Annotated in this window: 8 protein-coding genes; 6 read left to right on the top strand and 2 right to left on the bottom strand. The window is 47.2% G+C overall.

Annotated elements, in window-relative coordinates:
- Positions 1 to 442: 442 nt before the first annotated feature.
- On the top strand, positions 443 to 700 hold the full coding sequence (locus tag F557_RS23740) for an HNH endonuclease (RefSeq protein ID WP_425425357.1): 258 nt from the start codon (positions 443 to 445) through the stop codon (positions 698 to 700).
- 386 nt (positions 701 to 1,086) lie between these two features.
- Here the strand turns inward: F557_RS23740 and F557_RS0116885 are convergent, their stop codons facing one another.
- Positions 1,087 to 1,530, bottom strand: coding sequence for a putative quinol monooxygenase (locus F557_RS0116885; RefSeq protein WP_211209602.1), 444 nt, complete (start codon positions 1,528 to 1,530; stop codon positions 1,087 to 1,089).
- A gap of 1,351 nt (positions 1,531 to 2,881) precedes the next feature.
- Here F557_RS0116885 and F557_RS0116875 point away from each other — a divergent pair.
- Positions 2,882 to 3,115 carry a hypothetical protein gene (locus F557_RS0116875; RefSeq protein WP_157617944.1) on the top strand — a complete coding sequence of 78 codons (234 nt, stop codon included), beginning with the start codon at positions 2,882 to 2,884 and terminating at the stop codon, positions 3,113 to 3,115.
- 150 nt (positions 3,116 to 3,265) lie between these two features.
- On the opposite strand, the gene F557_RS20620 is transcribed toward F557_RS0116875, so the two are convergent.
- Complete coding sequence (locus F557_RS20620; RefSeq protein WP_084761689.1) at positions 3,266 to 4,231, bottom strand: NAD(+)/NADH kinase; 966 nt, start codon at positions 4,229 to 4,231, stop codon at positions 3,266 to 3,268.
- 498 nt (positions 4,232 to 4,729) lie between these two features.
- On the opposite strand from F557_RS20620, the gene F557_RS0116860 reads away from it, so the two are divergent.
- The 4 genes from F557_RS0116860 (at position 4,730) to bamJ (ending at position 8,336) form a co-directional block, all read left to right on the top strand.
- Positions 4,730 to 6,175, top strand: a complete 1,446-nt coding sequence (locus F557_RS0116860) for a tetratricopeptide repeat protein (RefSeq protein ID WP_169335228.1) — start codon at positions 4,730 to 4,732, stop codon at positions 6,173 to 6,175.
- Positions 6,176 to 6,276: 101 nt separating this feature from the next.
- On the top strand, positions 6,277 to 7,107 hold the full coding sequence (locus F557_RS0116855; RefSeq protein ID WP_019003381.1) for a M48 family metalloprotease: 831 nt from the start codon (positions 6,277 to 6,279) through the stop codon (positions 7,105 to 7,107).
- Complete coding sequence (locus F557_RS21590) at positions 7,095 to 7,628, top strand: GNAT family N-acetyltransferase (protein ID WP_019003380.1); 534 nt, start codon at positions 7,095 to 7,097, stop codon at positions 7,626 to 7,628. The genes F557_RS0116855 and F557_RS21590 overlap by 13 nt, the downstream gene beginning before the upstream one ends.
- A gap of 108 nt (positions 7,629 to 7,736) precedes the next feature.
- Positions 7,737 to 8,336: a BamJ family beta-barrel-assembly machinery protein gene (bamJ, locus tag F557_RS0116845; protein WP_019003379.1), complete on the top strand. Its 600-nt coding sequence runs from the start codon at positions 7,737 to 7,739 to the stop codon at positions 8,334 to 8,336.

Here is an 8,336-nt window from a genome sequence, read left to right as displayed (position 1 = left end):
AGAATATCTCTAGGTATTGGCATATCAAACTCCGCAAACATATAGTCTAATTATAAGCTATAATTAGACTATACTCAAGAAAAATTTCACAATTTTGTCGATATTTTTTAATTTTTTTAGAGAGAAAACGGGATTTATGTCTACCTGAAAACTGAGGTAGTTATGTTGTTGATTGGTATATTGAGTAAATAATGAGATATTGAGACAAGATGTGCTCAATATTTGCACATCTTATATAGTATTACTAATTGGGAAATTTCTACTTGAATATGGAGATGATTCTGTTGAAAAAATAAGATCAAAATATAAAAAAGTCGATAGCAAACCTTTAATTCAGGTTCGTACGATAATAAATTCTGTTTCAAAGAACGACAATGATGGTAAGCTTTTTGGTGAAGTATTAAATGCAGTTCGAGTTGTAAAGACTTATTATGACTATGTCATGACATTGAATTCGACAAATTTTAAAGCCATGGCAGAATCCATTGATCAAGAAATCTCTGAACTTCAACTGAAAGGCGAGACAAAAGGAGGCTATCGTCAACAAAATACTTTTAGGAATCTGCTACTAAATAAATTTGAACATTGTGCTTTATGCAAAGTAAATCAACCTGAATTGCTCGTTGCAAGTCATATAAAACCGTGGAAAGACAGTTCCCCTGAAGCATGGCCTCGAACATCGGTCCGAATATATCCTTAAGGGCATTCTGCATTTCTGCTACGGTTTTAGGCTGATAATTTTCCAAAATTGATTTGGCAATAGCCTGACTAAACTCATTGCGTTTCTTTCTAGGTGCCATAAGTGCGTCACTCATAAATCTAATAATCCTTATTAAAATGTATCGCACTTTCTCAAAATAATAAAGTGCGTAAGTTGTGGTGAACATAACTTACACACTTAATATTACACCCTCAAATTTTCAACCATCAGCGGCAGCACGAGCCTTTTTCAGCGTCCCCAGGCTTAGAAAAGAATTACCTTAAGCAAGATTTTTAATACTCCCTATGACTTTAACCACCGCGAACTCAACGTAAGCGGCAGACATTTTATCACTGCACCTAATTTTTAATCCGTAAAATCTACGCTTACTTCCTGATAAAACGTTCTTCTGATTTTGGCGTCTCTTTGCTGACATACCGTTCAACGGTCATATGGAGATCGTACTTTTCTCTCAGCGTCGCAATGGTTTCCATCATAGGTGACGCGTGATGAGCATCAATAGCTTCCTGATCAGTCCAACTGTCTACCAGCAGCACCGTTTCAGGATCCTCCATAGAAACATAATACTCGTACCGAAGATTACCTTTCTCGGCGCGTATCTTATCTACGGTCCCGGAAGACATCATCTCTTCCGCAAAGGCACGAGCATTTCCACCAGTACCTGTGTAACGTAGATTTACAGTTATTGCCATGTTCAATCCTTCTTTATTATCGTTATTTATGTCTGATTTTTCTTTTGACTCGATATCACCGGCATATACGTTACAAATCATGCATAATCCGAAAAATATCAATAATAATCTTTTCATCTGATTGCCAAAACTCCTAATATTTTTTTACTGCACAGAATTTTTAATCGTAATACAGGATGTTTCTTACTCACCGAGCAGGAAGATATCCGCCCATGAAGTATTAAGTTATTAACGAAAACAATCCGGATTCAGCGCGTTCATGAACCTGTTCTCCACGGTATATTACCACCTCATGCATCATGTACTTATCACGGATAAGTGAGCCAACACACCTTTTGATGATATCACACGGAGCTTAGTCTAAAATGTTTTCACAGGTTTTATTCAGTGATAATTATCACATTAAACATAAGAAGTGAGGTTACAATTTTTTGCCTGTTGGAATTTACAGTTCAATGTACGACTGCTAATTTTTTATATTCCATACAAAGTAAATTTTTATGGTTCGTTTCTTCCGAAGCGGAGCGCTGTACAAGTAAGGAGATTTTTTATGGGTGCCTGGAATGAAAGCATTACAGGAAACGATCTGCCAAAGATTTATTAATTGAATATCACGCTGTCTTTCTAAAATACGTCTCCGAAGAGGCTGAATCAAGAATTGACTGCAATGTCCGCGAAAATAAGTTTGATGAATCCGACCCGGAAGAATAGTGCAGTTTCGTTTATTCCCTCGAGGATTACATGCGGAAAAAGGGATCCTTACGGAAGCACTTATGAAGGTGGTCAGCAACAAAGGCGGTGCCGGCGTTGATGGCATGAAACCCCTTCAGTTAAGATGTTACATATTGGAACACCCTAATGAAATCTCGGAAGCGGTGAGAAAAGGGCGAAGCGAGTTCCTTTAAAATCCGAATATGCGTATTCCTCTAATAGGTACTGGACTATGTCCATGACTCCTGTGATTCACAGAATTCTTAGTAATAAGCGTCTGCTGAGTGAGGGATGGGCTACTTTGGAACAGTTTGCGTGGAAGGGCTGATATAATATTTACTTCTGCATTTATCGTTTTGAACCGCCGAATGCGGATCCGCACGTTCGGTGGTGTGGGAGGGGTGAGTTAGGCTCCCCCTACCCGATTCTGGGCGGAATCAGGGGATACCGTCATGGGGAGGAATACGCCCTCCGGGAAAATGCTCCATCAATAATCAGGGATAACAGCATTGTCCCTGATACCCGACTGCCGCCACATGTCTCTGGGCCTTCCTCCCGAAACTCCGGGGCGCGATCTGATCTCTTGCCGGCAGTTTTACGAAACATGGTTTTAATGTGTACAAATATACGGTTTCTGGTTATAAGTATACTCACACCTTCTAAAATATCTCCTTTCAGGAATTAACGAGACTGCGTTTTTCGTGGTATAGCCGACTAATCAGTCATGAAGGGCAAAAAAATGCAATGGCGGGCGATTATGTTGAAAATCAATTCTGCGGAAGCCGGGATTGCAGGGTATTTCATAAAAATCTCCCGCCTGGAGATGGAAATTCTGTCTGCGGGATGCCTCCGGGGGCGGATCTATGTCAGGACGTTCGGGACAGCGGAACACGGGGACTACAGGGATATTGAGGTCTCCGCGAATAATATCCGGGAACCTGAATATCATAATGAAGCCCGGTCAAGCTTCAGGGGAATGATGCGGGAGTAAAAACTGAAGCCGGTAAAGCCTGTCAGTACTGGCAAGTACTACGCAGTACTGGAGATGATTCCTCCCCTGAAAGGAACTGCTGCCCTGTTTTTTCTGGAGACGCTCCTCTTTGTTAAGGAGAGTTCATTAGTGAAATAATCCCGGAGGTGCTTACTCCAAAGTACCAAGCTCCGCCATTGGTTCCTCATACTGTGCGGCGGCGGATTCCGGAATTTCCTCCCGTACCTCGGGATGACGAATGGGCTCTCCAAAGCCGATTTTGCTCCTGAGCACATTGAAGAAGTCATAGTTCTTAAGATGACAGATCTGAATGGACTCCTGGCTTTTCCGTACCAGAATGCTGGCCGAGCTGCTGGTCTTCATGGCTACCTGGCCGTCGCAGCTTACAATGATATCCTCGGTGCAGTCCTGGATCTCGAACCTGATCTTGACATCGGAGGTAGCCCTGAAAACAAAGGGACGGCAGTTCAGGGAGTGCGGGAACATCGGCACCAGAACAATTACATTCAGGGAAGGATCCACAATGGGGCCGCCAGCGGAAAGAGAATAGGCTGTGGAACCTGTGGGCGTGGAGATAATGAGGCCGTCCGCCTTAATGGTGTACATGAGATTGTCGTCAATGAACACAGAGAAATCGATCATGTGAGCGGCCAGGTTTCCCTGAATAACAGTTTCGTTAAGAGCCAGGGAGCTCTGGGTAATCGCACCGTCCTCAAGAATTCCGGTGTTCAGCATGAAGCGCTGCTCCAGATAGTATTCGCCTGCCATAATCTTGATCAGGGGTTCCCGGAAGCTGTCAGGTGCGATATCGGTAAGAAATCCCAGATGTCCGGTATTGATGCCCACCATGGGAATTCCTGACAGCCCTACAGCTCGGCTGGCTCCCAGAAAGGCGCCGTCACCGCCTACCACCACAATAAGGTCGGCAACCTCGGGAATCTTTTCAAAGGGAAGGGCAGTGTCCTGGGTATCAAGCTTGCGCGCGGTTTCCTTTTCAAGATAAATTTCCTCTCCGTGCTCTCTTAAAAAATCAATGAGACTGCGAAGGGTTTTTGCCACTGACTGATTCTGTACTCTGCTGAAGATCCCGATTTTTCTGACAGGCTTGGACATCATTGCTTTCCGGTAGTTGGTGTGTATAAAACAAGAAACAGTTACCGGCGGTTCCCGGTAATCAGGAGGTTTCACTCAGGGATTTTACATGAAACTCCCGCTGTTTATCACATTTTTTTACTATTTTAGTCCAAACCCGGGTCTCCGGGCGGAGAATGCTGTTTCAGGGGCAGCGATGCTATCCCTTAAGAACGGCAGGGAAGAAGGGAATCCGGGGTATGCAGGGAAATTCCTCCGGTAAAAACCCCGCTGTGACGGCAATATTTGTCGGCAAGTCTCAAAATGAGAGTATTTAAGGCATATCATTCTTTTGTAAAAAAAGATAATGTGCTAACATTAAGCTTTGATCGTATTCAGACACGGGGAAAGCCCGCAAACAGGCTCCTTTTTTATGTGTCTGGTTTAGGTTTGCTGTAACAGCGGATTGGGTTGCGAGTTCTTCTCTCACCTTTAACAGGCAAATCCGTTGCAGTATGGATGTTAAACAAGGTTAAAAGAAAAATGAAATTAACGAGGATTGCCGCACTTGTATTAATCTCCGCCATTGCGTTCACCGGCTGCGGTGGGAAAACCTTTAAGGATGCCGAGATCGCAATGAAGGAAGGGAGATACGATGAAGCAAAAACAATCTTCACCGATCTGGCAAACAATAATAATGACGACAACGCCATGTACGCCCTCTATTCCATGAATGATGCCCATCCGGAGGTAATGCCCATTGAGGAGGCTCTCGGATGGCTTCAGCGCGCCGCAGATGCCGGACGCCCCGATGCGGAATACGAATACGGGCTTTTCCTTGTCGAGCACGACCGTTTCGAGCAGGCCTACAGTTACTTTGACAAGGCTGCCGTCTGGAAGGAGGAACGCGCTCTCCACTTCCTGGACAAGTACCATGCGGTGCGTGACGTTCAGATAAAGGCGGAGGCCGGCGATCCTGCAGGCATGTTTGAGTATGCCAAGTGGCTTCTTAACCAGAAGGACGAGGAGTCCCAGAAGCTCGGTCTTAGCTGGGCCAGAAAATCTGCTCTTCTCAACAATACCGACGGTCAGGCTCTTTTTGCCACGGTTCTTTATGAAAACCAGGATTACCCCAACGCCATGTCCTGGTTCGAGAAATCCGCTAATGGCGGCAACACAGACGCCGAGTACTATGTAGGCATCATGTATTTCCAGGGGCTCGGGGTTATGCGCAACCCTTCCCAGGGTATTGAGAATCTCAGAAAGGCCGCTGACAAGGGCAGTGCTCTGGCTCAGTTCGAGCTAGGCCGTCTTTATATCAACGGCGACAAGGAGACCAACCGGGCTCTCACCGAAGCCGAAGCTGTTGACTACATCAGCCAGGCCGCCGGACAGAACATGCTGGAAGCCCAGTACCTTCTGGGAACCATGTACGAAAACGGCATTGGTGTGAAGCAGGACTACCAGAGAGCCATGAACATTTACCGGCTTGCTGCGCTTCATGATCATGTGGGTGCCGAATCCAAGCTGGGCGAGCTTTATGTAACCCACGGCGATGCCAAGCAGAAGGCTGAGGGCATCAAGTGGCTCAACAAGGCCATCGAGGAACATGATGATGCCATGGCCAAAACCTATCTGGCCTATGCCTACAAGGAAGGTTTCGGTGTAAATCAGAACTTCAACCAGGCCTACAAGTGGTATCGCGAGGCTGCCGATGTGGACGTGGCTATTGCGCAGTTCAATCTGGGCATCATGATCGCCAACGGACACGGTGAAGTTCGTGACATGAGAAAGTCTGCCTACTGGGTAGAACAGGCTGCCTATAACAATCTGGTTCCTGCCATGGTGGCGCTGTCCCTGCTGTACAAGAACGGGGCCGGCGTGGACAAGGACGATGCCAAGGCCAGATTCTGGATCGAAAAGGCCAAAACCATGGATCCCAAGATTGACGTCAAGAAGATAGCCGAGCTCTTCAAGCTCAAGAGCTGATTGTACGGACGGATTTTTGCCGTTACCCTTATTCATAAAGCCGGAGCTTTTGCTTTGGCTTTTTTTAAATCACCATAAACTGAGATACTCTGGAAAACTTTATGAAATCCCTAAAATTTCTGGCAGTTTCGCTCCTGGCCGGTCTTGCCGTTGCCGGATGCAACTCCATCAGCGGACACCGGGGCGGCTCCCGCGGTTTTGACTATGCTGAGATGAGCAGCCTTACCGGAGCCTACCATAAGGAGCTAAACACCCTTAATATTACGGTAAAGGGCGACAAATCCCAGCGCCGTGCTGTTGAATGTCATATCCGGAATCTGACCCGTTCCATTAATAGCGCCTTTGCCGGGCTGCGTTCCGAGTGGCGTACTGAAATGCTTCGGGAATGCAGTGTAAATGCTGCGCTGATTAATGATGGCACCTTTATTGTCAGCAACTGTCTCCCCGCCGCTATCGGAAATCAGGATGAAACCGCCTATGTGATTGCCCATGTCATGGCTCATTCACTCCTGGAACACGACAACGAAAGGGCTACCAGAATACTGAAGGAGCCCATCAGTGCCGCCGGCGGCCTTTCCGATTTCAAAACCTCGGTGTACCTGCGTTCTCCCGATAACTTTGCCAGGTTTTCCAATGCCCTGGGACTCATAATCGATCCGGCTCACAACGAACCCTATACTGAGGCTCAGGAACGGGATGCGGATGCCATTGCCCTCAAGATCATGGCCACTTCCGGCTACAATCCCTCTGCAATTCTGGTATTCTGGCATAATGCCAACCGGAATCCGGATATGAGAGCAGAAGCCTTTGCCCGGCTCCATCCGCACTCGGACAGCTATCTTAAGGAGATCAGTGCCGGCCTGGAGGGACTGGTGCAGGTTTACCGGACCTCCCGCAAGGATTATGGAAGAGTTCCGCAATGTCAGTTCTAGTAACAGTTCCCGCCCCGGAGGATTTCTGGGCCATGGCCCAGGTAGAGCATCGCTCTCAGCAGGAGCTGGAATTTAAGGATGCTCCGGAGTTTATCAGGGAAAGGGTGCTCCTGAACTACAGCCAGCTGGGCTCACTCTGGATGAACCGGGTAAATGCCAGCAGCTACCACAATTACGTTATCCGGGATACTGAGAAGAATCTGATTGTAGGACTGGTGTGCTTTCAGTACTTCGTTGGCCATGCCTATATACGATCCTTTTACATTCTGCCGGGGTACGAGAACCGCCATCTCGGCCAGCTCCTCCTGGACGCATGTGTCCGCGATGCCCGGAATTCCCGGAAAGCCGCATCTGTAAGACTGGAGGTTTTTGAGAACAATGGCATAGCACGGAGATTCTACGAAAGGAACGGTTTCCGCTACCAGGAATTCGACTTCCCGCAGCAGCTGGGAGGTACCGCCAGACTGACCTTTGATGCCTACAATATGCCAATTCTTCATATGGTGCTCCCCCTGGTCTGAGCTCTCCGGTTATTCCCGTCATCTTTTTAATTCCATCCTTTTCGGAAAACTTGCTACAATGTACCGGTTTTTTGAAAAGGGGGATTCCCCGCGTATTAGGAACTAGCAATGGATATTAAAACTACCGAAGAAATCGTAAGCTACGGTCTGGGCACTCAGGTGGCCTCCCAGCTCAGCTTTTTTCCGGGCTTCAGCTTTGAAGCTCTTCTTGAGGGCATTAAGGATGGTGCCGCAGGCAAGCTAAGACTGCCCCACGAACAGATTGCTCAGGCCTTTAAGGACATCAATGAAAAGCTCAAAAAGGAGCAGGAGGAACTGGCCCGCGCAGTTCAGGCCGAAAGTGAAAAGTATCTTAAGGCCAATGCAGCAAAGGAAGGCGTTAAGGTAACCTCCTCCGGTCTGCAGTACGAGGTTCTCGCCGAGGGTTCCGGCAAAATTCCTTCTTCCAAAGACAAGGTGAAGGTTCACTACCATGGCACCTTTACCGACGGCCGGGTATTCGATTCCTCCGTAGAACGCGGGGAGCCTGCCGTATTCGGTGTAACTCAGGTAATCAAGGGCTGGACCGAGGCTCTGCAGCTTATGAAGGTGGGCTCCAAATACCGTCTCACCATTCCGTCCGATCTGGCCTATGGTGACAGCGGTGCCGGCACTATTCCTCCGAAGGCGGCACTTATTTTTGATGTGGAACTTCTCGATATTCTCTGA

It is taken from the genome of Succinimonas amylolytica DSM 2873 (genome assembly GCF_000378405.1).
GTDB lineage: Bacteria > Pseudomonadota > Gammaproteobacteria > Enterobacterales > Succinivibrionaceae > Succinimonas > Succinimonas amylolytica.
Note: the sequence above shows the minus strand (reverse complement) of the source record. Positions and strands in the feature narration are given on the sequence as shown.